21 protein-coding genes and 2 tRNA genes are annotated in these 23,683 nt (G+C 55.0%); 8 read left to right on the forward strand and 15 right to left on the reverse strand.

Going from position 1 to position 23,683, the window contains the following annotated elements; translation table 11 throughout:
- Window positions 1–21 precede the first annotated feature (21 nt).
- Window positions 22–945: a 2-hydroxyacid dehydrogenase gene (locus C7476_RS19730; RefSeq protein ID WP_114431585.1), complete on the forward strand. Its 924-nt coding sequence runs from the start codon at window positions 22–24 to the stop codon at window positions 943–945.
- Between the two features lie 12 nt (window positions 946–957).
- Here C7476_RS19730 and purU read toward each other — a convergent pair whose 3' ends face one another.
- The 5 genes from purU to cobG form a co-directional block, all read right to left on the reverse strand.
- Window positions 958–1,812 (reverse strand): formyltetrahydrofolate deformylase, encoded by an 855-nt coding sequence (gene purU / locus C7476_RS19735; RefSeq protein ID WP_112523679.1) that lies wholly within the window; start codon window positions 1,810–1,812, stop codon window positions 958–960.
- A gap of 111 nt (window positions 1,813–1,923) precedes the next feature.
- Entirely contained in the window at window positions 1,924–3,369 is a 1,446-nt protein-coding gene (cobJ, locus tag C7476_RS19740; protein ID WP_114431586.1) for a precorrin-3B C(17)-methyltransferase, read from the reverse strand.
- Window positions 3,366–4,106 (reverse strand): precorrin-2 C(20)-methyltransferase, encoded by a 741-nt coding sequence (locus C7476_RS19745; protein WP_114431587.1) that lies wholly within the window; start codon window positions 4,104–4,106, stop codon window positions 3,366–3,368. Before C7476_RS19745 ends, cobJ begins: the two co-directional genes overlap by 4 nt.
- Window positions 4,106–4,732: a precorrin-8X methylmutase gene (locus C7476_RS19750; RefSeq protein WP_114431588.1), complete on the reverse strand. Its 627-nt coding sequence runs from the start codon at window positions 4,730–4,732 to the stop codon at window positions 4,106–4,108. The genes C7476_RS19745 and C7476_RS19750 overlap by 1 nt, the downstream gene beginning before the upstream one ends.
- Window positions 4,725–6,107 (reverse strand): precorrin-3B synthase, encoded by a 1,383-nt coding sequence (gene cobG / locus C7476_RS19755; protein WP_147274689.1) that lies wholly within the window; start codon window positions 6,105–6,107, stop codon window positions 4,725–4,727. The genes C7476_RS19750 and cobG overlap by 8 nt, the downstream gene beginning before the upstream one ends.
- A 119-nt stretch (window positions 6,108–6,226) precedes the next feature.
- Here cobG and cbiE point away from each other — a divergent pair, with 119 nt between their 5' ends.
- From cbiE to C7476_RS19775, 4 genes are all read left to right on the forward strand, one after another.
- Window positions 6,227–7,441 carry a precorrin-6y C5,15-methyltransferase (decarboxylating) subunit CbiE gene (cbiE, locus tag C7476_RS19760; protein ID WP_114431590.1) on the forward strand — a complete coding sequence of 405 codons (1,215 nt, stop codon included), beginning with the start codon at window positions 6,227–6,229 and terminating at the stop codon, window positions 7,439–7,441.
- Window positions 7,442–7,554: 113 nt separating this feature from the next.
- Window positions 7,555–8,352 carry a mechanosensitive ion channel family protein gene (locus tag C7476_RS19765; protein ID WP_114431591.1) on the forward strand — a complete coding sequence of 266 codons (798 nt, stop codon included), beginning with the start codon at window positions 7,555–7,557 and terminating at the stop codon, window positions 8,350–8,352.
- Window positions 8,353–8,889: 537 nt separating this feature from the next.
- Entirely contained in the window at window positions 8,890–11,064 is a 2,175-nt protein-coding gene (locus C7476_RS19770; RefSeq protein ID WP_114431592.1) for a type I secretion system permease/ATPase, read from the forward strand.
- Window positions 11,061–12,539, forward strand: coding sequence for an HlyD family type I secretion periplasmic adaptor subunit (locus C7476_RS19775; protein WP_114431593.1), 1,479 nt, complete (start codon window positions 11,061–11,063; stop codon window positions 12,537–12,539). The genes C7476_RS19770 and C7476_RS19775 overlap by 4 nt, the downstream gene beginning before the upstream one ends.
- A gap of 305 nt (window positions 12,540–12,844) precedes the next feature.
- On the opposite strand, the gene C7476_RS19780 is transcribed toward C7476_RS19775, so the two are convergent.
- Window positions 12,845–12,921 (reverse strand) — tRNA-Arg (locus C7476_RS19780).
- A gap of 41 nt (window positions 12,922–12,962) precedes the next feature.
- Window positions 12,963–14,168, reverse strand: a complete 1,206-nt coding sequence (locus C7476_RS19785) for a M20 aminoacylase family protein (RefSeq protein ID WP_114431594.1) — start codon at window positions 14,166–14,168, stop codon at window positions 12,963–12,965.
- 161 nt (window positions 14,169–14,329) lie between these two features.
- On the opposite strand from C7476_RS19785, the gene C7476_RS19790 reads away from it, so the two are divergent.
- Window positions 14,330–15,442 carry a D-alanyl-D-alanine carboxypeptidase family protein gene (locus C7476_RS19790; RefSeq protein ID WP_114431595.1) on the forward strand — a complete coding sequence of 371 codons (1,113 nt, stop codon included), beginning with the start codon at window positions 14,330–14,332 and terminating at the stop codon, window positions 15,440–15,442.
- Window positions 15,442–16,581, forward strand: coding sequence for a CobW family GTP-binding protein (locus tag C7476_RS19795; RefSeq protein ID WP_114431596.1), 1,140 nt, complete (start codon window positions 15,442–15,444; stop codon window positions 16,579–16,581). The genes C7476_RS19790 and C7476_RS19795 overlap by 1 nt, the downstream gene beginning before the upstream one ends.
- On the opposite strand, the gene C7476_RS19800 is transcribed toward C7476_RS19795, so the two are convergent.
- The 4 genes from C7476_RS19800 to C7476_RS19815 form a co-directional block, all read right to left on the reverse strand.
- Window positions 16,573–16,824, reverse strand: a complete 252-nt coding sequence (locus tag C7476_RS19800) for a sulfurtransferase TusA family protein (RefSeq protein WP_245426428.1) — start codon at window positions 16,822–16,824, stop codon at window positions 16,573–16,575. The genes C7476_RS19795 and C7476_RS19800 overlap by 9 nt on opposite strands.
- 16 nt (window positions 16,825–16,840) lie before the next feature.
- A complete protein-coding gene (locus C7476_RS19805) occupies window positions 16,841–18,112 on the reverse strand; it encodes a L,D-transpeptidase family protein (RefSeq protein WP_114431597.1) in 1,272 nt (423 codons plus the stop codon).
- Between the two features lie 277 nt (window positions 18,113–18,389).
- Window positions 18,390–18,665 carry an HU family DNA-binding protein gene (locus C7476_RS19810; RefSeq protein WP_099997835.1) on the reverse strand — a complete coding sequence of 92 codons (276 nt, stop codon included), beginning with the start codon at window positions 18,663–18,665 and terminating at the stop codon, window positions 18,390–18,392.
- Between the two features lie 204 nt (window positions 18,666–18,869).
- Window positions 18,870–19,811: a LysR family transcriptional regulator gene (locus tag C7476_RS19815; RefSeq protein WP_114431598.1), complete on the reverse strand. Its 942-nt coding sequence runs from the start codon at window positions 19,809–19,811 to the stop codon at window positions 18,870–18,872.
- 163 nt (window positions 19,812–19,974) lie between these two features.
- Here C7476_RS19815 and C7476_RS19820 point away from each other — a divergent pair, with 163 nt between their 5' ends.
- The gene (locus C7476_RS19820; RefSeq protein ID WP_114431599.1) at window positions 19,975–20,928 is read left to right on the forward strand and encodes a ring-cleaving dioxygenase; all 954 of its coding nucleotides are present in this window, start codon (window positions 19,975–19,977) and stop codon (window positions 20,926–20,928) included.
- Between the two features lie 38 nt (window positions 20,929–20,966).
- Here the strand turns inward: C7476_RS19820 and C7476_RS19825 are convergent, their stop codons facing one another.
- The 4 genes from C7476_RS19825 to C7476_RS19840 all read right to left on the reverse strand — a co-directional run bounded on the left by C7476_RS19825 (window position 20,967) and on the right by C7476_RS19840 (window position 23,656).
- Entirely contained in the window at window positions 20,967–22,514 is a 1,548-nt protein-coding gene (locus C7476_RS19825; RefSeq protein WP_114431600.1) for a VOC family protein, read from the reverse strand.
- Window positions 22,515–22,710: 196 nt separating this feature from the next.
- Window positions 22,711–22,860 (reverse strand): DUF1127 domain-containing protein, encoded by a 150-nt coding sequence (locus tag C7476_RS19830; RefSeq protein WP_112524174.1) that lies wholly within the window; start codon window positions 22,858–22,860, stop codon window positions 22,711–22,713.
- A 170-nt stretch (window positions 22,861–23,030) separates the two neighbouring features.
- Window positions 23,031–23,477: a low affinity iron permease family protein gene (locus C7476_RS19835; protein WP_114431601.1), complete on the reverse strand. Its 447-nt coding sequence runs from the start codon at window positions 23,475–23,477 to the stop codon at window positions 23,031–23,033.
- Window positions 23,478–23,579: 102 nt separating this feature from the next.
- A tRNA-Arg gene (locus tag C7476_RS19840) sits at window positions 23,580–23,656 on the reverse strand.
- Window positions 23,657–23,683 lie beyond the last annotated feature (27 nt).

Consider the following 23,683-nt stretch of genomic DNA (forward strand, 5'->3'; position numbering starts at 1 on the left):
CACTCGACGGGATCCGATCTGATGGAAAAACAACCTCTCCTCTTGCTTGGCCCTCTCATGCCGTACCTAACGGAGGAGTTGAAGAAGCGATACGCAACTGAAAAGCTCTACGAGGAAAAAGACGCTCTAGGCTTTCTGCAGCAAAATGCAGAACGCTTTCGCGCGGCGGTCACGAGTACGTTCACTGGCCTCAAGGCGGATATGATCGATTTGCTGCCTTCACTTGAGATCGTTTCATCGTTTGGTGTTGGCACCGATTCGCTGGATATTGCTTACGCGGAAACCAAGGGAATAAAGATCGCCAATACGCCGGACGTTCTCAACGAAGACACCGCAAATATGGCGATCACACTTCTGCTGGCTGCTACCCGCGACATCGTTGCGAATGATCGTTTCGTTCGGGAGGGGCGCTGGGCAAGTGGGGAAACACCACCCTTGGCGCAGGGGATTGAAGGCAAGAAGATCGGACTGGTGGGGCTTGGTCGGATTGGCAGCGTCATCGCAAGAAAATTGACTGCTTTTGGCTGCGAAGTCGTTTATCACACGCGCAACAAGAGACACGACGTCTCATACGAGTATTTTCCTGATCTGGTCGAAATGGCGCGCAGGTGTTCTGCCTTGATCGCAATTTTGCCCGGTGGGGATGCAACGAAAGGCGTCATTTCACGCGATGTGCTACAGGCGCTTGGCTCCGAGGGAACCTTTGTCAATATCGCACGCGGCACAGTCGTCGATGAAACTGCCTTGGTCGAGCTTTTGCAATCGGGAGAACTTGGGCGCGCCGGCCTCGACGTGTTCGTGGACGAACCGAACGTTCCCGAGGCCCTGTTTGCACTGGATAATGTGGTGTTGCAGCCGCATATGGGCAGCGCCACGGTCGAAACGCGCAAGGCGATGGCCGACCGTGTCGTTTCCAATCTGGACAACTACTTTTCAACCAAGTGAAGGCGCGGGCGATTATCCGAATACAACCGTCTTGTGACCGTTGAGCATGACGCGCGATTCGAGATGTTTCTTTACTGCCCGCGCCAGCACTCGGCTTTCAATGTCGCGGCCGGTAGCCACGAAATCTTCCGCACTCATGGCATGGGTAACGCGTTCGGTCTCCTGCTCGATGATGGGACCCTCATCGAGGTCAGGCGTCACATAATGCGCTGTCGCGCCAATAAGCTTCACGCCGCGTTCGAAAGCCTGGTGATAGGGCTTGGCACCCTTGAAGCTTGGCAGGAACGAATGGTGGATATTGATGACTTTGCCGAACAACCGTTTCGACAAATTGTCTGACAGGACCTGCATGTAGCGCGCCAGGACTACAAGGTCAGCGCCGGTGTCCTTGACGATCTTGAGCAGAGCCTCTTCCTGCTCGATCTTGTTGTCCTTGGAGACCGGCAGGACGTGATAAGGAATACTTTCATGTTCGGCAAAGCGGCGGCTGTCTTCGTGGTTGGAGACGATCGCAGCAACATCGGCGTCCAGCCAGCCAACTTTGATCTGGTAGAACAGATGCAACAGCGCATGGTCGAACTTGGATACCATGATGATGATCTTCGGCTTTTTCGATTGGTCAACAAGACTGGTTTTCATGTCGAAGCGCTGAATGGCGGGTTTCAAAGCTCGTTCGACATCATCCTTGGTTGTGCCTTCGGCTGCCGTGAAGGCGATGCGCATGAAAAAGCGATTTGTCTGTCTGTCCCAGAACTGATTGCTCTCGGCAATATTCGCGTCCATGCCGGCAAGCTCCGTCGTTACCGACGCAACGATACCCGGTCGATCTTCACAGGAAAGGGTAAGAACATAATTCTTGTCTGGCATGGTATCTCCGGGTGCAGGCGATCTGATCTTGCAGGATCATAGTGAGCAGCGTCGAACGGCGTCGATACAAAAGCGAAGCGCTCAGTCCTTTTTCCGGCATGGACTTTCTGTTCAACCTTCGGGCTTGGTTCCGTACCAGCGAGGCGTATAGACCCATTTGCCGCCGTCCCTGCGTTCAAAACTGCGCGTGAGCGACGATCCGACAATGATCACCGTTCGCATGTCCACCTGATCGGGGGTTAGCTCGGCAAGCGCGATGACACGCAAGGTTTCCGCAGGACGGCCGATATCTCGACCAAGGACGATAGGGGTATCAACATTCCGGTACTTGCGCAGGATATCGATGGCGCGTGGCAGTTGCCAAGGACGATGCTTTGAGATTGGATTGTAGAATGCCATTGCAAGGTCTGCTTCGGCGGCCAATGAAATGCGTTTCTCAATAATCTCCCAAGGCTTCAAATTGTCGGAAAGCGAGAGAACACAGAAATCATGGCCGAGTGGTGCGCCACTGAGACTGGCTGCCGCCAACGCAGCGGAAACCCCGGGCAGTATTTCCAACTCCACAGCATGCCAGGAGACGTCCGCAGATTCATGCAATGCCTCGACCACTGCAGCAGCCATGGCGAAAACACCGGGATCACCGGAAGAAACCATCACGACGGACCGGCCCGTTGCGGCAAGCTCGAAAGCGTGTCGCGCGCGCTGCATTTCCTCGCGATTGTCGGTCATATGCAGAGTCTGGTCTGAGCGGAAAGGCCCCGCCATGCGGACGTAAGTCTCGTAGCCAAGCACATCGTCTGCGTTCTGCAGTTCCCGTTTAACCGCCGGAATCATGAAATCAGGGCTGCCTGGCCCGAGACCTACCACTGCAAGCCTCCCACGGCTATGGCCTGCAACGGTAGATTCCAGGGAAGGCAAGCTCGTAAAATCTGTCGGCTTGCGCTGAAAAACCAGATCGCCTTTTTGGGGTGCAACATCCGAAGATGTAACCAGAATGCGCAGTTCCGCGTCGTCATCCAGAGGAAGGTTGGCCTCCTGAAGCCAAGGTGCGTCCCCCTCTATTCTAACAGTTTTGCCTCCAAGCAAATCAGCAATGAACGTCTTGGCATCCTCGGGATTTTTCAATTCGAAGCCCGGGGGAGGATTGAGCAGGCAAGTACCGAACCGGAGTTCACCTGATGTCGTTATGGCGGGTGAGATCTTAAGAACAGCTGCAATTTGTCGGGCAAGGACGTTCACGCCTGTTGTGCCACCCAAGAGGGGAACTACCGCGCTGCCATCATCCGCCACCGCCAGAACGGGCGGTTCGGCGCCCTTGTCACCAAGAGCCGGGGCGAGGGAGCGGATAGTAATGCCGGCGGCACAGAGAGCGATGACTGCATGACCGTTCTGATAGAGCTGTCGGACTGTTTCGCCGAAGTTCGTGTAGGAGATATCGGCGCCGTCGACGCGGGCTTCCAACCCATAGATAGTTACTCCCAGCATGCTCGCTTTGATTCGCAATGCCGTTTCCATGCCGAGCGCCGACAGGGCCACTATGGCTATGGGATATATCATTCGGCGCTACCCGCCCATTTCTCTCCCGGAACGAGAATCAATGAGAAGTAGGGCGAGGATTCGGGATCGACTTCCGCCAATGGAATGATGCGTTGTGCCTCCATCGTTGCCCGTTCGACATAAAGCGCCCGATCGAGCAGGCCAAGATCGTCGATTACACCACGCACTTTCGCGAGGTTTTTACCAAGCTTCATGATCGCTGCGGCTTCGGTGGCGGCGAGCCGGGTTTTCAAATCTTGTGCAGAAAGGACACCGGAGAGAACGGTAAGCGTCTGATTCCGATAGACCAGAGGTGCACCAAGCACGGCGGCTCCGCCCAGGACGGAACATACACCTGGCACGACTTCGGTTTCGTAGTCTTCAGCCAGTCTGTCGTGGATGTACATGAAGGAGCCGTAGAAGAATGGATCCCCCTCGGCGATAACCGCGACATCGGTTCCCGCGTCGAGATGGGTGCGCAAAAGCGCAGTTATTTCGCCGTAGAAATCGCTGACGATAGCATCGTAGTTCATATGAGCGGGTAGTATCTCCGTCGTGACTGGATAAATCAGCGGGACGAGAAGCTGCTTCTCATCAAGATAGCGCTCGACGATGGCCAATGCGTTACCCTTCTTGCCTTTGGCAGCGTGATAGGCGACCACGGGAGCAGACTGAAGCAGACGCAACGCCTTCAATGTAATGAGTTCAGGATCGCCGGGACCAACGCCCAGCCCAAAAAGCCGCCCGGGCTTCGGCATTATTCTTTCTCCGACGCGAGAGCATTGATCGCTGCGGCAGCCATGGCACTGCCGCCGCGGCGGCCATGCACGACGACATAGGGAATTCCGCGGCTGTCCTCGGCAAGCGCCGCCTTGGATTCCATCGCGCCGACAAAGCCGACTGGAAAGCCGAGAATCAGCGCCGGCTTCGAAGCACCTTCGTCGATCATTTCGAGCAATCGAAACAGGGCAGTGGGCGCATTGCCGAAGGCAACAACCGCACCCGCCAAGTGGGGGCGCCATAGTTCCAAAGCCGCGGCGGAGCGGGTGTTGCCTATGTCGAGCGCCAATTTGGCGACCGAGGGATCTCCCAAGGTGCAAATCACCTGATTTTGAGCCGGCAGACGCGACCGTGTAACACCCTCCGCCACCATGCGTGCGTCGCACAAGATCGGCGCGCCGCTCAGCAATGCGTTGCGACCAGCTGTTGCAGCACCCTCGGAAAACGCCAGGTCCTGTATCACATCGACCATGCCGCAAGCATGGGCGACGCGCACGGCCAGCTTTTCCAGGTCAGCTGGAATGCCGTTCAAATCGGCTTCGGAACGAATGATAGCGAACGAGCGATCATAGATCGCCTGACCGTCGCGGATATAGTCAAGCATATATTGGCCCCCCAGAGCCGGAATTCTCACCGATCAATTCGGCAGCTTCGTCGATAGTGACATTGGCAGCCAATAGCTTGCCAAAACGCGACGGTCCATTAGTCGCGCACAGAAAGACGTCGTAACGTCCTGCGGCAGTTGCCACGAGCGTGATAGGTTTGGCCGAGGGCGACGCACAGGATTTGCTGCAACCGCTCATATGGATTCGCGGAACCGCGGGACTACCCTGCATTAGCGACGCGAGCTTCAGCCCATCTGACTGGGTGGCTGCCAAGGCCGAACTGCATCCCGCCGACCCCGAACAGCTGATCATCGTCGCAAGCGCTTTTTTAGGATTGGCGCCCAGTCCGAGTGCTTCGAGCGCAGCGAGCGTTGTCTTTGCATCACCGATTGAAACTTGCGGCAAGAGAACGCTTTGCCAAGGTGTCATGCGCAATGTTCCGTTGCCATACTTTTCGGCAACGTCTGCCAGCGATTGTAAAAGGCCTGGATCAAGGCGGCCAAGTGGAGGCATGGCGCCTACAAAACAGTGTGAGTTTTCAGCTTCCGGCGAGGGGCCAAGATGGCCATTTTCGCGGGCAGGGTATCTGCGCCAATTTGTAATCTTCTCACTTCGTATCGGAACTCCGAGGCGCGATTCCAACTGGTCTACGAGGTATTCGGCCCCAGTTTCGTCCGTCATATGACGGAGGCGCGAAGCTTGCGGGTGTGCACGGCACCATTCGATGAAGATATCGAGCATGCCAGTGATGAGACCAAATGCTTGCTTGGTTGCGATGCTACCAAGAGCAGGCTGAGCATCGGCTTTTGTGGGCGGCACGCCTGCAATGCCGAAGGCGAAGCGCGCCGCACCACTTTCCAGATCGACAGGACTGAGCCAAAGATCATGGGGGTGATCAACCATCGCAACGCTTTCGCCTCCATCAATGAGGATGGAAAACTTGGGCGAAAGAGTCTGGTAGAGCAGATTCGTCTGCACGATTGTCAGGACGCGCAGGGCCAGAGGCCGCACGTCCGGCAGCGTCCGGTCAAATCCGGCAAACGGGCTGATCATAATGTTGCGAACGTCATCGCCGCGGTCGGTCAACGGTCCGAGCCCTGCTTCCAGCAAAGCAGTAACCAATGCTTCTTCCATTTCCGGACGCACGCCCCGAATCTGCAGATTGGCGCGATTGGTGATTTCGATCGTGCCGTTGCCACAACGCTGTGCTGCATCCGCGACGAAGCGCGCCTGAACTGCGCTCAGATCGCCAAAGGTCAGTTTCAAACGGCAGATACCGCCGTCGAGGGCCTTTGCCATGCGGAACAACCCAGGGCAGGCAGAGCGCCGTGCGTCGACGGTTGATCGCTGGATAGTGGTTTTCAGATGGCTCATGGCATTGTCGGTTTTACAGGATGCCTCGGGGCGTGCCAACCTTTCTCATAGCGCTCGCTTCGTTGACCCAACAAGCGGTTTCGGGCATGCATGGTAGCCGCAATTCGATGGAATGTATGATGACACAATGGTTGACGATTATCGGGATTGGCGAGGATGGATATAGTGGTCTCGGTCAGAATGCCCGTGATGCCCTCGCAGGTGCTGGAACCATTTTCGGCGGCAAGCGCCATCTGGATCTGTTGCCCGAAGGGCTGACTGGTGAACGTATTGCATGGCCCAGCCCATTCTCGGACGCGTACCCCATGCTCCTTGCCGTGCGCGGCCAGCCTGTCGCTGTGTTGGCCAGCGGCGATCCGATGCATTTCGGCATGGGTGCCACTCTGACGCACTATGTCGCGGCCGATGAGATGCGAATAATTCCGGCTCCTTCATCATTCTCGCTGGCGGCCGCTGCCATGGGCTGGCCGATACAGGAGACACAACTGCTGAGTGTTCATGGCAGGCCAATCGAGGCCCTGTTCAAGGCGTTCGCGCCTGGGGCAAAGTTGCTTATTCTCAGCAATGATGGAGGCACACCTTTGCGGGTTGCGCAGATGCTGAGCAAAACCGGGTTCGGCTCAGCGCGCTTGACTGTGCTGGAACATCTGGGGGGTGCTGCGCAGGGGCGAATTGATGGCATTGCAAATGCCTGGAACCAACCTCGCTGTGCCGATCTCAATGTGCTTGCTGTGGATTGCGGCAAAGCGATGCCACCAGCCCGGATCTATTCTACGTGTGCCGGTTTGCCCGACGAAGCGTTCGAACATGATGGGCAATTGACCAAACGGGATGTCCGTGCCGTTACTCTGGCATATCTCGCGCCGCTGCCGGGGGAGCTCTTATGGGATGTCGGGGCGGGTTGCGGCTCGATCGGCATTGAGTGGATGCGCGCACACAGTTCATGCCGGACCTTGGCAATTGAAGCCAATGACAAGCGGCAAGATTTGATCCTGCGCAACAGCCGGACGTTGGGTGTGCCTGACCTTCAACTTGTGCGCGGTGAAGCGCCGGCGGCTTTGCAAGGGCTCGCAGAACCCGATGCCGTCTTCATCGGTGGCGGCGTGACCGATGAAGGGGTAATGGAGGCGTGCTGGGAGGGCCTCAAGCCAGGTGGGCGCCTGGTTGCCAATGCTGTGACAATTCAGAGTGAAATGGCAATTGTTGGCTGGCGCTCCGCCCATGGCGGCGAACTCACAAAGCTTGCTTTTTCGTACGCGCAACCTCTGGGTGGTTTTGATACGTGGCGTTCTGCTCTGCCGGTTACTGTCTATGCTGTTCGCAAGCCGATGTGATTGTCCGTCCAACGCAGGAAACATTATGAATACTTACTGGCCTTTTGCCTTCAATAGGGGAACCAACATCACAGTTGTAAGGTTGGTATTCTCTTGCCGGAAAGGAATCTCTCATGGAACTTGATCCTCAGAACGCGTTTTCCGCAATTCAGACTGGCATTCGTGAAGCAAGCGCCCTTGTTGTTGCTTATGCATTCTCAGTAATTGGCGCAGTTCTGTTGCTGATCATCGGATTTGTTGTAGCAGGTCTCGTGGAGCGTTGGGTCTATGCCGGGCTTGGGCAAGTCGGCGGCTTTGACCTGACATTGCGCCGGTTTTTTTCCAAGATCGCGCGCTATGTGGTGCTCGGCCTTGTCGTGGTAATGGTGCTCGGTCAATTTGGTATCCAGACGGCTTCTGTAATTGCTGCCATCGGTGCTGTCGGCTTGGCAATCGGGCTGGCTTTGCAAGGAACGTTGCAGAATATCGCAGCAGGAATCATGCTTTTGGCGCTCCGTCCCCTTCGCATCGGTGAATACGTAGAGGTCGGCAGCGTCAGCGGTACAGTCGAAGAAATCGGACTCTTTGCGACGCGATTGCGTGCTGCGGACGGCATATACATTCTTGCGCCAAATTCGACGCTTTGGACCCTGCCCGTCAAGAATTTTACCCGAAACGGTATTCGGCGCAATGACATCACGATTACGGTTTCCAACGAGGATGATTTGGACCAGGTGCAGCAATCCTTGATCGAACAGGCTGAAACCGACGAGCGGGTCAAGAAAGACCCGGCTCCTTCAGCCTTTGTGGCCGAACTGGGTGACGCGACCGCAGCAATAACATTACGCTACTGGACTTCGGTCAACGAATACCAATCTGCCAAAGCGGATCTTAACAAAAGCGTGATGAACTGGCAGAAGGCTAAAGTTTGACCTGTTCAAAGGTATGATCATAGCCGACCAATAGAATCGGTTACTTGGCCGGCGGAAACAATCCCGCCGAATCCCGCATTTCGGATCGGCCGGTTCAGCAATGACAAATCGACCTTTCATTAGCCGACGCGGATCCGAACACTGCCGGGCGGCAACCATTCTCGATTGGTTCCAACGCCGGCCAATTTGAGATTATCATCGGCCCGTTCCCCGCGATATCTGCGCTGCCTCCTCGTACATGCTTCGCAAACTAATTTAAACTGGCGTGCCGGCCTTGTCATAACCAACGGCACTTTCAGGATTGCTTGAACGAAGCCATACCAGCGAAAATAAATACCTCAACTCTCCCTGACACATGTCGGCGTGCTTTTTTGCGTATCCATACGCCCAAGACCAGTAACTGGTGCTGTACCGTTGGACTTTTTGGGACGGCAGTGGTATCGGCAGCAATCCGGTCTCTCGGGTGTTTCATATTCTTTCACGGCTCTTATTAGCCGGCGCATCGTGTTTTTTTAGAAGTATATTTGGTTTTGAATCATGAATGATGCAGATATTATTGTTGATGAAGTTTCTCGATCGACTAGCGATAAGGGTAAAGCCGATAGCGGTTTAATCGCGCTGGCGGCCATTGCCGGTTTTTACCGCATTGCAGCACAGCCCGAAACAATGGCGCACGAATTGGCGCTCAGTAGCGCGGCAAAATCAGAAGACATTTTGAGGGCCGCACAATCGATCGGTCTTAAATCACGTATCGTGAGCGGCGGCGGCGAAGGCCGGCTCAAGACCATGCCGGTTCCCGCGATTGCTTGTCTTAACGATGGAAGCTTTGCGCTTCTTGGCGAATCCTCCGGCGGAGATTTCAAACTCATCAATCCGATCGGTTTTAAGTCTAGAGCGATTGGCGGCTCGGAACTTTTGGCGTTGACGAACGGGATTTTTATTCTGGTTCAGCGGCGTATTGGCGGAGCGGGTGCGTCGCGCGAAGGTTTTGGATTTCGTTGGTTTTTACCGTCGATTTGGCGTTACCGCAAAGCATTCGGCCACGTCCTGATCGCTTCGCTATTCGTTCAGCTCTTCGCCCTGGTCACGCCCCTGTTCTTCCAGGTCGTAGTCGACAAAGTGCTGGCGCATCGCAGCTACTCAACACTGATCGTTCTCGTCATTGGTCTGGCCGCGATCGGCCTTTTCGACGTCGTCCTGCAATATCTGCGCACCTATGCCCTATCACATACGACAAACCGTATCGATGTCGAACTTGGCCGCAGGCTTTTCCGGCACCTCCTCAATCTGCCGCTCAGCTATTTTGAAACGCGTGCAACAGGACAGACGGTGGCGCGGATACGGGAACTTGAAACCATCCGCAATTTTTTGACCGGTCAGGGTCTGTTTTCCGGGCTCGATCTCGTTTTTACGTTCATCTTCATCTTTGTGCTATTCTGTTACTCTGCGAAGCTCGCCTGGATCGTTGTCGCGTCGATTCCGTTCTACCTCGCCATCGGTTTTTTGATTCGGCCCTTCCTAAAGGAACGCATCGACGAAAAATTCGATCGTGGCGCCTATAGCCAGCAGTTATTGGTTGAGACTGTAGTCGGTGTGCAGACATTGAAAGCCTCGGCTGTAGAACCGGTCGTTGCCGCCGAGTGGGAAGAGAGACTGGCTGCCTATGTCCGCTCGTCGTTTGCTGCAGTCATGCTTGCAGCAAAGGGACAGAATGCTATTCAGTATATCAGTAAGCTAACCAATGCGGCGCTGCTGTTGTTCGGTGCACAGGCGGTTATCAATGGTGAACTGACGGTCGGCGCGCTCGTGGCGTTCAATATGATTGCCGGCCAGGTCGCCCAGCCGATTTTACGGTTGTCTCAGCTGTGGCAGGATTTTCAGCAGGTTCAGGTCTCGATCTCGCGACTTGCAGATATTCTCAACGCCCCTCAGGAGCCGCGTCCCGCGACACCTATCAGCCTGCCTGCACCAAAGGGCGGTATTGTCTTCAAGGGCGTTACGTTCCGGTACAGTCCCGATAGCCAGGACGTTCTGAAGGACATCCGCATGGCGATTCGACCGGGCGAGGTAATTGGTGTCGTTGGCCCCTCAGGTTCGGGGAAATCGACCCTTACAAAGCTCGTACAGCGTTTTTACATTCCCAATAATGGCCAGGTATTTATCGACGGCATGGATATTGCACAGTCTGATCCAGCTTGGTTGCGCAAACATATCGGCGTTGTGCTGCAAGAAAACATGCTGTTCAACCGCACAATTCACGACAACATTGTGCTCGCCAATCCGGCCATGTCGCGCGAAGGCGTGATGGCGATGGCACGGTTATCGGGCGCAGACGAATTCATCGCAAAACTTCCGCGCGGTTACGAGACGCTGATCGAAGAGCGCGGCGCTAATCTGTCGGGGGGGCAGCGGCAGCGGCTGGCCATCGCCCGCGCGTTGGCAACCAACCCGCCAATCCTGATCCTCGATGAAGCGACCAGCGCACTTGACTATGAGAGCGAGCGGATCGTGCTCGGCAATATGCGCGAGATCGTGCGCGGCCGCACAGTGATCATCATTGCCCATCGTCTTGCCACCGTGCGTCACTGCCATCGCATTATCGGCATGCAGGACGGGCGAATCGTCGAGGAGGGAACGCACGAGACATTGGTGGCTCGGGAAGGTGGCCTTTACGCGCACCTGTGGAAGCTGCAATCCGGAGGCAGGGAATGAACGTGCAAATGAAAACACCGTCGGTCAAATCAAATCGGCGGCCGTCAAAACGTGTCGCTTCAGACAATGAGTTTCTTCCCGCAGCTCTGGAGATTTTGGAAACACCGGCATCGCCATTGCGCACTGCCATGATCTGGTTCATTTGCGTACTGGCGGCAGCTACCTTGATCTGGACATGGTTTGGTACATTCGACATCGTTGCCTCTGCGCAGGGCAAGGTACAGCCGACCGGCCGGGTCAAGGTCATTCAGTCGATCGAGGTCGGCAAGACCATTGCCATACCTGTGAACAACGGAACCAAAGTCAAAGCTGGCGACGTGCTGGTTAGACTTGACGATACTGAAATCACGGCCGAGCAAACCGCAGGCTTAACAAATCTTTATGCCTATCGGGCCGAAGTCTCCCGGCGCAAGGCTGTTCAGGTAACGATCGATGATTGGCTCACACACCCAGATGCCATCCGCACTGGCATGGCCTTGAAGCTGGCCTTCCCACAAGACATCCCCGGCGACATCGCTGCGCGTGAACAGCTCGTCTACAATGCCGATCTCTCGCAGCTCGATGCATCTCTGGACAATCTCGATGCCCAGCGTCAGCAGCGCCAGGCGGAGGTCGAGGGCCTGGATGAAACTATTGCGGCGCAGCAAAAATTGGTGACGACCTTGACCGAGCGTGTCGCTATGCGCTCTGAACTGATAGCCTCGCAAGCCGGGTCGAGAGCGCAGGTCATCGATGCACTTCAGCAGTTGCAGGAGGCTCAAGCCACTCTTGCAAGCCAAACCGGACAACTTGCGACAGCCCGCACTGCATTGAACGTGGCGGCCAGTGAGTCGGCAAAATTGGTCCACACGTTCGTAGCGGACACTACCGAAAAACAAGCGGCAGCAGCGCGTCAGGTCGATGAATTGACACAGCAAGTCGTCAAGTCGAACAATCAAATGCAATCCATGACGATTCTGAGCCCGGTCGACGGGATTGTGCAGGCCTCGGCCATTACCACGGTCGGCCAGGTGGTTTCGGCTGGCTCCGAATTGATGCGGATCGTTCCAGAAAATGCGGCGCTTGAGATCGAAGCCTATCTCCCCAATCACGATATCGGCTTCGTTTCGGCAGGCCAGGATGCAGTGATCAAGGTAGAAGCCTATCCGTTCACCCGTTACGGCATGATTGAAGGTCGGGTTTTGCGCGTCGCTACGGATGCCATCCCTGAACCCGACGCGCAGCAAGTGGAGGCAGAAGCTGCCAAGGAGCTGCAGAGCACGATCCCGACCGGCAATGCCCAGCGCATACAGAACCTGGTGTTCCCCGTTACAGTCAAACCGAGCAAGATCACGATCGACGTTGACGGCAAAGCTATGCCGCTTTCTCCCGGGATGGCTGTCACCGTCGAGGTCAAGACAGGTAAGAGACGCATTCTGGAATACTTGTTCTCACCGCTCGCCGAGATCACATCCCAAGCCATGGGTGAACGGTGAAACTAAAGAGTTCGATTGAAACGTTTTGGTTGCCAGAAGCGTGCCAATGCAACCGCCTCTATCATAAAACAAAACTGCCTCAAACAGGATCAGGCATCACACCTCGCCTCGCACAAACGCCAAGGGCGGTTGGGCAAGGCACCCAAAAAGGGGCCGCTTCGACTACAGTCGGAAGCGGCCGGAAATTAGTATAAGGGCATATAACAACAAAATATTGCATTTGCTTCGCAACTGCAAGTACTGCTTTTGAATGAGCACAACGTGGACGTTTTTCTGAATTCGTTCCTTTTGATCGAAAAATGTAGTGGTGATCCCGACTGGATTCGAACCAGTGGCCTACAGATTAGGAATCTGTCGCTCTATCCTACTGAGCTACGGGACCAACTGACCTGACATACTGTTTTTCGCGGCGGTCGCCAAGTCTCAAGATGAGTGGAAATTTCCAGGAGTCCGGTCCCAATCAGGATGCGGGGGAAGAGTACTTTCAGCCAATTTCACCCAGTAACTGATGCCGTGCGGGATTGCGTCGTCGTTGAAATCATAGGAGGGATTGTGCAGCGAGGCGCTCTCACCATTGCCTATGAAAATAAACGCGCCTGGACGTGCTTCCAGCATGTAGGAGAAATCCTCGCCGGCCATCATGGGCGCGACTTCCTCATTGACCGCATCATTTCCCGCGACGCTGCGAGCCGTTTTAGCCGCGAAGTCGGTCTCTCGAGCATGATTGAAGGTTACTGGATAGTTGCGGGCATAATTGACAGTTGCGGTTGCGCCCAAAGCTCCGGCAACGCCTTCAGCGACCTCGATCAGGCGCTTTTCGGCAAAATCGCGCATTTCTGAACGCAAGGTGCGGACGGTGCCAGCGAGTTCGGCCCGTTGAGGAATAATGTTATGGGCATCGCCGGCATGAAACTTGGTGACGGACAGAACGACAGAATCAAGGGGGTCTGTACCGCGCGAGACGATGGTTTGCAGGGCATTGACCAATTGAGCGCCGATGACGACGGGGTCAATCGTCCGGTGCGGCTGCGCTGCATGGCCGCCGCGACCTTCGACAATGATGGTGAACTCATCCGTTGCTGCCATGATAGGGCCCTTGCGAATGGCAAACTGACCAATGGGAAGTCCGGGAATGTTGTGCATGCCATAGACTTCCGATATGGAGAAGCGCTCCATCAAGCCGTCCTTGACCATTTCACGGCCCCCGCCGCCGCCCTCTTCCGCAGGCTGAAAGATAACCGCGATTGAACCACCAAAGTTGCGGGTTTCGGCCAGATATTGCGCGGCACCTAAAAGCATGGCCGTGTGGCCATCATGGCCGCAGGCGTGCATTTTGCCATCTGTACGGGAAGCCCAGGGCTTACCGGTAATTTCAGTAAGTGGCAGCGCATCCATGTCGGAGCGCAAGCCCACAGTCGGGCCTTCGCCGTGGCGCCCGCGAATGATGCCGACGACACCGGTGCGCCCAATACCAGTCTCGACCTCGTCGCAACCGAATTGGCGCAGCTTTTCTGCAACGAACCGCGCTGTCTCATGCACGTCGAACATTATTTCCGGGTTCTCGTGCAGATGGCGCCTCCACGCGGAGACCTCATCCTGCATTTCGATCGCGCGATTGAGCAAAGGCATTCGAGGATAACTCCAAATTCAGGTCTGACATTTCGGTGAACAGAATAAAGGTGTTTTGCCTTTTGCCTGCCACATAAGATAGATAAGGGCATTGCAGCCTGGTGTGAAGCGCGGCTTAACGCCTTTCCGGGTTGTTTATATAGACAGGTCGGATTTCAGAAATGCGGAAAACTGTAGCACTCTTTCTTTCGGGTTGCGTGATAACGATGACCGCTGCATCGGCGGCACTTGCCGGTGCGAATATTACAGTCGACGCCGGCAACGGCGAAATCCTCTCGCAAGAGGATGCTTTCCAACGCTGGTATCCAGCGTCTTTGACCAAATTGATGACCGTTTACGTGGTGTTCCGGATGATTGAGTCAGGCCAGGTTACCCTGGATACGCCAATCAAGATCACTGCGTTGTCCGCCAAACAACCTCCAAGCAAGATGGGCTACAAAGTTGGCTCCGAGCTGACATTGGACAATGCGCTCAAGATCATGATGGTGAAGTCCGCCAATGATATCGCCATGGCGGTGGGTGAGACGTTGGGCGGTTCTTCAGACAAGTTTGCTGTGCTCATGAACGCCGAAGCCCAGCGTCTGGGCATGACAGGTTCGCATTTCGTTAATCCAAACGGTCTTCACTCGGATGACCATTATACAACTGCGCGGGATCTCGCGATCCTGACTCTGCAGTTGCGTCGAGAGTTTCCGCAGTACGCGCATTATTTTGATATCGAAGCTATCGACTATGGTGGCAAGAAGCTTCAGCCTAATCTGAATGCGCTGATCGGCCGGTTTCAGGGTGCCGATGGCATGAAGACTGGTTTTGTTTGCCCGTCGGGCTACAATTTGATCGGCTCCGCAACGCGCAACGGCAGGACGATCATCACGGTTGTGCTAGGCGAATTGAAATTGACAACGCGGGCGACGAAGGCAGCGGAACTTCTTGCCAAAGGCTTCGAGACCCAAGGCAGCGGCACGACGATCGATACACTACAGCCCTATGGTGCACCCACGCGCGACGTGGCGGTCAACATGCGACCGAGTGTCTGTTCGAAAGACGCATCGGGATCCGATACCTGGGACGGCAAGGACCTTGAAGGGCACATCGTTCAGGGGTCGCCTTATATGAAGAGGATGGAGCATGAACCGGCAGTGGAAAAAGTTGCGCTGCTGCCCGCGAAGGTCAATTCATTGGGGATGGAGTTGAGCCGAGTGCCTGTTCCAATGCCGCGGCCTGCCCGCTCGTCGCTGACGGATGCGAGTGATGCCTTGAAGGCAGTAAACTGATGTCCGACGCTCCCATACCGGTGTCGGTCCTCACGGGCTTTCTGGGATCAGGAAAGACGACGCTCCTCAACCGACTGTTGAAGGATCCAGCTCTGGTCGATACGGCCGTAATTATCAACGAATTCGGCGATGTGGGCGTTGATCATCTGCTTGTCGAGAAAGCCAGCGAAGGCATCATCGAGCTTTCCGATGGCTGTCTGTGTTGCACCGTACGCGGCGAACTGGTCGACACGCTCTCGGATTTGATCGACCGATTGCAGACGGGCAAATTGCGGCGATTAAAACGGGTCATCATCGAGACGACCGGGCTTGCAGACCCTGCGCCAGTTCTGCATGCCGTTATGGGCCACCCGGTGTTGTTGCAAGCCTTTCGTGTTGATGGCGTGATCACCACCGTAGACGCGATCAATGGCATGGCAACGCTCGACGCGCACGAGGAAGCGATAAAACAGGCGGCTGTTGCTGATCGCATCGTTATAACCAAGACAGATTTGCCGGAAGCTCAAAATGAACTCCCGGCGCTGCGCGCAAGGCTTGCTGCGTTAAATCCAGGGGCCGACCTGATCGACGTAGCCGACTCGCGCACGGGATATGCGGCGTTGTTCGAATGCGGCGTCTATAATCCAGAAACCAAGACCGTCGATGTTCAGCATTGGCTAAAGGCGGAAGCCTACCGTGATCGCGAGCGTGAACACGATCAGATCGATCATGGGCACCACCATGAGCATGGAGAACACCATCATCACGACGTCAACAGGCACGACGCCAAGATCCGGTCATTCTCGCTGAAACACGATGCCCCGATACCCCTGCACAGTTTCGACATGTTCCTTGACTTGTTGCGTTCGGCCCATGGCGAAAAATTGCTGCGCGTGAAGGGTATCGTACAGTTAGAGGACGATCCGGAGCGGCCTCTCGTCATACATGGGGTGCAGCAGATTTTTCATCCACCAGCACGGCTGGCAGCGTGGCCGGATGGTGTTCGCGAAACGCGCCTGGTGTTGATCGTCAAGGATTTACCGAAGAGCTATGTCAGCCAACTCTTCAACGCATTTCTTGATCGGCCACAGATCGATATGCCGGATCGTACCGCGCTGATTGACAATCCGTTGGCAATTTCCGGTGTGAAACTAGGCTAATGAACCGCATTCGATGTGGAATCGGTGGCCACCGTCGGTGCTGAGTGTTTCGATCAGCCTATGACCTTCAGTCAGGCAAAAATTCGGCATGTCGATAACAGCTAGCGGGTCGCTTGTTTCAACCCATATGCGGCTACCAGTCATCATATCCGCTAGCTTCCTGCGGGCTTTAAGCACCGGCAAGGGGCAATTCAAGCCGCGAAGATCGTATATCTCGGCATTCATGATTGCTTTTTCCGGCATGATTACTTTCGGGATGCTAGTTGCCGATAATCTTCCACCAGGCCTTCTTCGCAGGGGTTGGCTGTTCGACGGCAGCAGCAGGAGCTTCCGGTGCGATAGCGGCAGTGGTTTGTGGGGTTGGCGTAGATTGTTGGGTGGCTGCCGGGCTTGACGGCACTGATGGCCGTGCGAGGGTGATGGGTGCTGCTGCAGCCGAGGCCATGCTCTTTCCCATACGCGTTCTTTTAGAAGCGTCGCGCTCCTCCCTTGCCTTGTCCGCTGCAACGGCAGAAGCCAGGCGAACCATGACCTGTGGCTTCGTTGCCGCGTCCTTGTCCTGCGGCGAAAGTGACGGCGGTTCTTGCGTCACGCGCTCACCCCGAGCACGGCGAGCGCTCCAGTCGGCAATGATCTTGGCTTCTGCAATGCCCTGGATGGAGCGGCTAGGCGGTGTGATTTTCCCTTTGCCGACCATTGTAGAGAATGCGGTCTCGTAGCTGGTTTGGTACGACTGATATGCCATTTTCAGCGATTCTGGCTGATCGGAAGGCGGACACGTTGCTGTCGCCGCAATCGGTGCATTCGGATCGGACGTGTGATTGAAGACATATTTCTTCTCGCAGACATCCACTTTCGGCGGCACCTTGGTGATTTCGAAGTGATCGTAACCTTCTTTCAGGTTCTTCCAGAAGGCGTAATTCGGATCATCCTTGTAGCGCGCCATATTGGCTGCGGTCATGCGGAAAGGATAGGCCTGAAGCTGGATGGATTCCTGACCGCCCTTAAACGCATCCCGAGCGAAAGCATAAATCTGCGCGACCTGTGCATCGGTCATTGAGTAGCAACCTGATGACGAGCATGCGCCATGGACCATCAAATTGGCACCGGTACGGCCAAGGGCGCGGTCCAATGCATTAGGAAAGCCCGTGTTGAATGAGAGATAATAGCTCGATTTCGGATTCATCTGGGCTGGGCGAACTGCGTAGAATCCCTCTGGTGCCTGACGGTCACCCTCAATGAACTTGGGGCCAAGTTTCCCCGACCATTTGCAAATCTGGTAATTCGTGACCATGTCGTAACGGCCATTGTCCTTGCGTTTCCACACTTCAAGTACGTTCTCTTCCTTGAATATGCGGAACATGACGGGCGATGTAAGGCTCATGCCCTTCGCCTTCATGCTCTGGACGAGCTTCTCCGGCAACTGCGTCCCGGCACCATTAGGAGCCAGGTCATCGATCGACGAGTTTTGGCAACCCGCTACAAAGAGGGTCAGCATGAATGCCGCAAGGATATTTGCCAGTGTCTTCATTACTGCAGCTGCTACCAGTTTACTAATTGTATCGCGAGGGCCCCTGAAACGCGCGGATCTCTGGTCCGCCACATCATAAATGCATCTGGTATAGTTGATAAAGCCTTACTTCACTTGCGCAAAATTGCTCTATTGCACAAACGTCACCTGCAACGAATGCAGGGCGGATTTATGGCAAAGCCCACTGCTCCCAAATTCCGTTACGAAGCCTTGGCCGGAGTCGAACAAAAAAGGCGGCGCACCTGCACCGCCTTTTTTGAAATTTGCGACGAACGAATTAGCCGTTCAGCGCGTCCTTCAGGGCCTTTGCAGGCTGGAAAGCAACTTTCTTGGACGCTGCGATTTTGATCGTTGCGCCCGTAGCAGGGTTACGGCCTTCGCGAGCGGCGCGCGACTGGACCTTGAACTTGCCAAAGCCTGGCAGCGAAACTTCATCGCCGGCTACGACGGAATCAGTGATACCCTTAAGAACGCTATCAACAATCGCCTTGGACTGAACTTTTGTAAGACCCTGATCAGCGACGAGCTTTTCAATGAGATCGGACGTATTCATTTTGGCGGTTTCCTCAGTATATTCGTTGATCGGAGGCGTCTGTATGGCACGCGATTCCCGCTCTGTCATCAGTAAGAACGCCCAAAAAGCGGGTTTATACCCAGTGTTTACAGGGTTTTTTGCAAAACTGGCCATGAAATTCAAGATTACGCTCGGAAGAGGCTCGCAAACCGCACCAAGTGATTCGCAGAGTGTGGGCTTCAATTAGGGCCGTTCAGCATGGAAAGGATCCCTCATTTGCCAGATGGGCGGGTCGCCGATATGGCGCACAAGGTGGTCTACAAACGCTCGAACCTTGGCCGAGACATGTCGTGTAGGCGGATACACCGCATATATTTTGTAGGGAACGGGCGTCACATCAGGCAGCGCCGGAATGAGAACACCCGCTCGCAAGGCGTCCGCGGCAATGAACATGGGAAGCAGGACCAGACCCAGACCGGCAATCGCCATATCACGCATAGCCTCGCCATTATTGGCGACGATACGGCCATGCATGGTCACCGAGATTGGGTCGTTAGGAGAAGCCGGGTTTTCGAATTGCCATAACTGGCTGGTATTGACGTTTGAGTAGTCGATGCAGGCGAAAGAGCTCAGTTCTTCGAGTCGCGTTGGCAAGCCATTGACTGCGGCAAAAGCCGGGCTGCAGCAAATAATCCTGGCGTCAGTGCAAAGCTTGCGGGCAATGAGGCTTGAATCCTTGAGGATGCCGATGCGTATGCCGACATCATAGCCGCCACGCACCAGATCGACCATGCGGTCTTCAAGTTCTACCGCGACTTCCAGATCAGGATATTGCCTGGCGAAGTCGGCAATCATTCGTCCAAGATAAAGAGTGCCGAATGACATCGGAGCGGCAATCCTCAAATTGCCCCTAATGGCGCTATGGCGCTCACCAACGGTATCGGCGGCTTCAATGATCTCCCGAACCAAGGGCCTGATACGCTCGACAAAGTCGCGGGCGTGGTCGGATGCGACCAACTTGCGCGGCGAACGTTGGAACAGGTCTATGCCTAATGCACCTTCAAGATCGGAAATGCGCTTGCTCACCACTGATTTCGAAAGGTTGAGGCGCGCGGCAGTTCCTGTGACGCTGCCGGTTTCCATTACGTCGAGAAAAGTGAGAAGATCGTCGAAACGCCATTTCATTGTTTGGTTATAGTGGACGTTAGGCCGGTTTGAAACACCCGTGCCCCTCCTTCGTTCGTTTTGGTCGAACATAAGTTGCAGAGAACCACTCTTTATCGTCCGCCAGACAACGCAGATATGTACACCAACGGCAATTATGCCCGAACAAACTCAGGAGGCTGCAATGACCTTACAACTGACAGGCATTCATCATTTGACTGCGATAACGGCAAATGCGCCCGAAAATCTGCGATTCTATACGCAAACGCTCGGTCTGCGACTGGTTAAGAAAACCGTCAATCAAGACGACACAAGCGCCTATCACCTCTTCTATGCAGATGGAGAGGCAACGCCCGGCACCGATCTTACCTTCTTCGACTGGCCGGTTGGACCCGAAAGCCGTGGTACTCACAGCATTTCGCGTACGGGTTTGCGTGTGGGCAGCACAGCAAGTCTGGTATGGTGGAAAGCTCGCTTTACCGAACTCGGCGTAAAGTCCGGTGATATTGGTGAAATCGGTGGCTACGACTCGCTCGATTTTGAAGATGGCGAAGGACAACGGTTCCGGCTCATCGATGATGGCGCCGCTGGAGCATCGCACCCGTGGGACAGAAGCCCTGTTCCGGCTGAGCATCAGATCCGCGGGCTCGGTCCAATCACCCTCAGCGTACCCGATATTACCAACACGGAAGCGATCCTTCTTCATGTGATGAATATGCGCAAGGTCAACACTTACCCATCTCCAGATGGTGCCGGGCATGTTCATGTATTTGCAATGGGCGAGGGCGGCCCTGCTGCTGAATTGCATGTGGCCGTGCAACCGGACCTCCCGGCTGCTAGGCAGGGTGCCGGTGCTGTGCATCACGTCGCATTTCGCGCGCCGGACGTGCAGCAATTGCATGAATGGACCGAACGTCTGAGCGAATTCCGGATGCCTTCGAGCGGCGAGGTAGAGCGCTATTACTTCCGTTCGCTGTATTTCCGCGAACCGAACGGCATTCTGTTCGAAATCGCCACAGATGGTCCGGGCTTCACGGTCGATGAGCCTTTGGAGACTCTCGGTGAGGGCCTGTCGTTGCCGCCGTTCCTTGAAGGTAAGCGCGCTTCAATCGAAGCCGGGCTCAAGCCTCTGTTGTAACGAAATTGAACAGGCCGGAGAAACTTCGGCCTGTTCTTCTATGCGGTCAGCCATTGCTGGACGGCGTCAATGTCGTGCGGTCCGATTTCATGATCAGCGGACACTGCTTTCACGGTAATATCGGCTCCGGCGCCCCGCAGTTCCGCCTCCAACGCGAGCGCATGCGCTCCAAACAGATCGTGGTCACCGGTAATTGCAAGAACTTTCACCTCACGAAGATCAGCCTTGGGCGTCTCTTCCAGCACTTTTGTTGCACGCAACAAAACTGCATTGCGGACAATGCCCGGATGCAGTTGCATCATTGCCGCGATAATGTTCGCGCCATTGGAATAGCCGAGAAAAGTAGTCCGTTGGAGATCCAGGTTGTAGGCTTCAACTGCGCCCTCTATAAACGCGGCAAGTGCTTCGGCCTCCGATCGAATGTCCTTTTGATCAAAGCTCAGTGGTCCAAAGCGCCGGAACCAGCGGGCCGAACCCTCTTCCGTGCTGCGTCCGCGCAAACCAATCAAGGTGGCGTGCGGGGCAACCTTCGAGGCAAACGGCATAAGACTGGTCTCATTGCCTCCCGATCCATGCAGGAGGATCAGCTTTTGTCCAGTGGTGGTCTCCGGGATGTAGACCCGGTGAATGAACGGAAACTCGCGATAGATGAAGCGCGCGTCTTTCGGCAAGCCAAATTGCGGCAGCATGACTTTCAGGTTTTCAGCTTCCTCAGCGAAATGCGGTGGTATGAACAGTTCGGTGCCAAGCTTCTCTAGTGTTTCATCGATCAGCATGCCGGGGCCGTCGGTAGCCATTTCGAGCAGGCTGCCACCAGGCTCGCGCACGTAGATCGAATGGAAATATTTCCGGTCATGCATTGCCGTTGCGGTCATTCCGCTTGCTACCAAGCGATCATACGTTCCCGTTACAATGGGAATGTCCGCAGCGCGAAAAGCGATATGGTCTATGGTGCCTGTTCCGGGCGCCGAGCTCCAGAAGCCCGTTGCGTCGCGAACGTCGATACAATCGCCGGAGGTTGAAACCATTCTTGTGATCGTTTCGGTTTTCTCGCCTGAAATGTAAGAAAAATAATCTGCAAGGAATGTGCACGTTTCCTGCGGCTTTTCGGTCAGTATTGTCGCGCCGCAGATGCGTTTGATCGTATCAGATGCAGGAATGTCGCCACCGACCCAAAGATCGCCGCCCTTTACGGCATGAGTTCCCACGAGCTTCACGATCACGCCGTCGGGATCATGTAAACGCAGCACCGGTTCGCCGAATTCCTGTGCTGGCCCTGAGGTAGCAATGTTGAATTGCAGGGCGCGTGTCAGCCAGAAGCCGATGCTATTAGGGGCAATAGCGAGCGAGATTTCGCTTGGCTGCCCGTAACCAACGCGGCCGGGCGAACCATCTTCCCACACGAGAAAGGTAATCAGAGAGCCAGGATTGCCTGATGCGTCCCCATAAAGGAGATGGAGTTGGGTTGCGTCTTCATAACCGCCCGTGCGCTTGACGAGGCGCAGACCGAGGAAACCGGCATAAAAATCAACGTTTGCCTGAACCTTCCGCGTGATCAGGGTGATGTGGTGAATGCCGCCTGTCATGAGTATCTCCCAGCCTGTCAATATTCGACTGTTACGGGGTAGAAAGCAGGGATGCAACACCTAGAGAACATCTCTAAAAAACAACACCCACCGCGGGAGCGGTGGGTGCTACTTGTAAAGATCAGCTGGGAGGAGACTGATCTCTAGACCATCCGTGACTTGGGAGGAGAACGTCCCGGAGGTTAATCGAATTTACTCACTGAGCCGAAGCGGCCTTCCTGGCGACGAAAGAGATATCGCCGCGGGAGATACCAAGGTCGTTCAGTTCACGTGCGGACAGGCGGTTCAATTCCGTGACAGTGTCACGATAGCGGCGCCAGTTATTGTAAGAGCGGATCAGGTTCATTTCACTCACCTTGTAAGTTCTTGTTTGTTTGATCATTTTTCGATCATGCTGCTCATATAGTAGACAGCCTGCCAAACTTGCAGTGACAAGTTTGCATAGCTGCTCTGCAACGAAATGAGGGGTTGACCGTGAGAGCTGATGAGAAAACGGGAAGCTTTCTCCGGTTGAAATCAGGCTTGTGCTCTTGCTTTAGATTTTGGCGTTTTGGATGGTCGGCGCGGCTGGGTTGATTTGTCTGTCTTCCGTTCCGCCAACAACTTGTCGGCCTTTTTTGCCGCCGCTTCGCATCGCTCGCGAAATTGTTCCACTTCTTCTTCCGGCAGGTGCTCGATACCAATAAAGGCATTCCTGGCTTTGCCAACACGAACCAGCTCATCGAGTTTCGCCTGGATGGCTACGCTATCGCGATTTTGCGTGTTCTGGATGAGAAAGACCATCAGGAAGGTGATGATGGTTGTGCCGGTATTGATGATCAGCTGCCATGTGTCGGAAAAGCCGAAAATAGGACCTGTGACGGCCCAAGTAATTACGATCAGACAACACAAAACGAAGGTTAGAGGTTTGCCAGCTGCGAGCGCAACGTGATTGGCGATCTGCGTAAACAATTTGCCAAACATGATGTCCTCCTCCCGACAAGCAGCGAGGAGATAACTTGATGCGGCGTGAAATGTTCCACGGAAACTATCAAGAGCTATCGGATCGAGAAGACTGTCCAGAAATGGCGCGCCCGAAAGGATTCGAACCTCTGACCCCCAGATTCGTAGTCTGGTGCTCTATCCAGCTGAGCTACGGGCGCGTGCCACAAATGCGCGTTAGTCTGCGC

The sequence above is a fragment of the Phyllobacterium bourgognense genome (genome assembly GCF_003337575.1).
In the GTDB taxonomy this organism is placed as follows: domain Bacteria; phylum Pseudomonadota; class Alphaproteobacteria; order Rhizobiales; family Rhizobiaceae; genus Phyllobacterium; species Phyllobacterium bourgognense.

Bases quoted from the DNA above. Each gene is read 5' to 3' on its own strand.
- C7476_RS19730 (WP_114431585.1), top strand. From the start codon at position 22: ATGGAAAAACAACCTCTCCTCTTGCTTGGCCCTCTCATGCCGTACCTA.
- purU (WP_112523679.1), bottom strand. From the start codon at position 1,812: ATGCCAGACAAGAATTATGTTCTTACCCTTTCCTGTGAAGATCGACCG.
- cobJ (WP_114431586.1), bottom strand. From the start codon at position 3,369: ATGATATATCCCATAGCCATAGTGGCCCTGTCGGCGCTCGGCATGGAA.
- C7476_RS19745 (WP_114431587.1), bottom strand. From the start codon at position 4,106: ATGCCGAAGCCCGGGCGGCTTTTTGGGCTGGGCGTTGGTCCCGGCGAT.
- C7476_RS19750 (WP_114431588.1), bottom strand. From the start codon at position 4,732: ATGCTTGACTATATCCGCGACGGTCAGGCGATCTATGATCGCTCGTTC.
- cobG (WP_147274689.1), bottom strand. From the start codon at position 6,107: ATGAGCCATCTGAAAACCACTATCCAGCGATCAACCGTCGACGCACGG.
- cbiE (WP_114431590.1), top strand. From the start codon at position 6,227: ATGACACAATGGTTGACGATTATCGGGATTGGCGAGGATGGATATAGT.
- C7476_RS19765 (WP_114431591.1), top strand. From the start codon at position 7,555: ATGGAACTTGATCCTCAGAACGCGTTTTCCGCAATTCAGACTGGCATT.
- C7476_RS19770 (WP_114431592.1), top strand. From the start codon at position 8,890: ATGAATGATGCAGATATTATTGTTGATGAAGTTTCTCGATCGACTAGC.
- C7476_RS19775 (WP_114431593.1), top strand. From the start codon at position 11,061: ATGAACGTGCAAATGAAAACACCGTCGGTCAAATCAAATCGGCGGCCG.
- C7476_RS19785 (WP_114431594.1), bottom strand. From the start codon at position 14,168: ATGCCTTTGCTCAATCGCGCGATCGAAATGCAGGATGAGGTCTCCGCG.
- C7476_RS19790 (WP_114431595.1), top strand. From the start codon at position 14,330: ATGCGGAAAACTGTAGCACTCTTTCTTTCGGGTTGCGTGATAACGATG.
- C7476_RS19795 (WP_114431596.1), top strand. From the start codon at position 15,442: ATGTCCGACGCTCCCATACCGGTGTCGGTCCTCACGGGCTTTCTGGGA.
- C7476_RS19800 (WP_245426428.1), bottom strand. From the start codon at position 16,824: ATGCCGGAAAAAGCAATCATGAATGCCGAGATATACGATCTTCGCGGC.
- C7476_RS19805 (WP_114431597.1), bottom strand. From the start codon at position 18,112: ATGAAGACACTGGCAAATATCCTTGCGGCATTCATGCTGACCCTCTTT.
- C7476_RS19810 (WP_099997835.1), bottom strand. From the start codon at position 18,665: ATGAATACGTCCGATCTCATTGAAAAGCTCGTCGCTGATCAGGGTCTT.
- C7476_RS19815 (WP_114431598.1), bottom strand. From the start codon at position 19,811: ATGAAATGGCGTTTCGACGATCTTCTCACTTTTCTCGACGTAATGGAA.
- C7476_RS19820 (WP_114431599.1), top strand. From the start codon at position 19,975: ATGACCTTACAACTGACAGGCATTCATCATTTGACTGCGATAACGGCA.
- C7476_RS19825 (WP_114431600.1), bottom strand. From the start codon at position 22,514: ATGACAGGCGGCATTCACCACATCACCCTGATCACGCGGAAGGTTCAG.
- C7476_RS19830 (WP_112524174.1), bottom strand. From the start codon at position 22,860: ATGAACCTGATCCGCTCTTACAATAACTGGCGCCGCTATCGTGACACT.
- C7476_RS19835 (WP_114431601.1), bottom strand. From the start codon at position 23,477: ATGTTTGGCAAATTGTTTACGCAGATCGCCAATCACGTTGCGCTCGCA.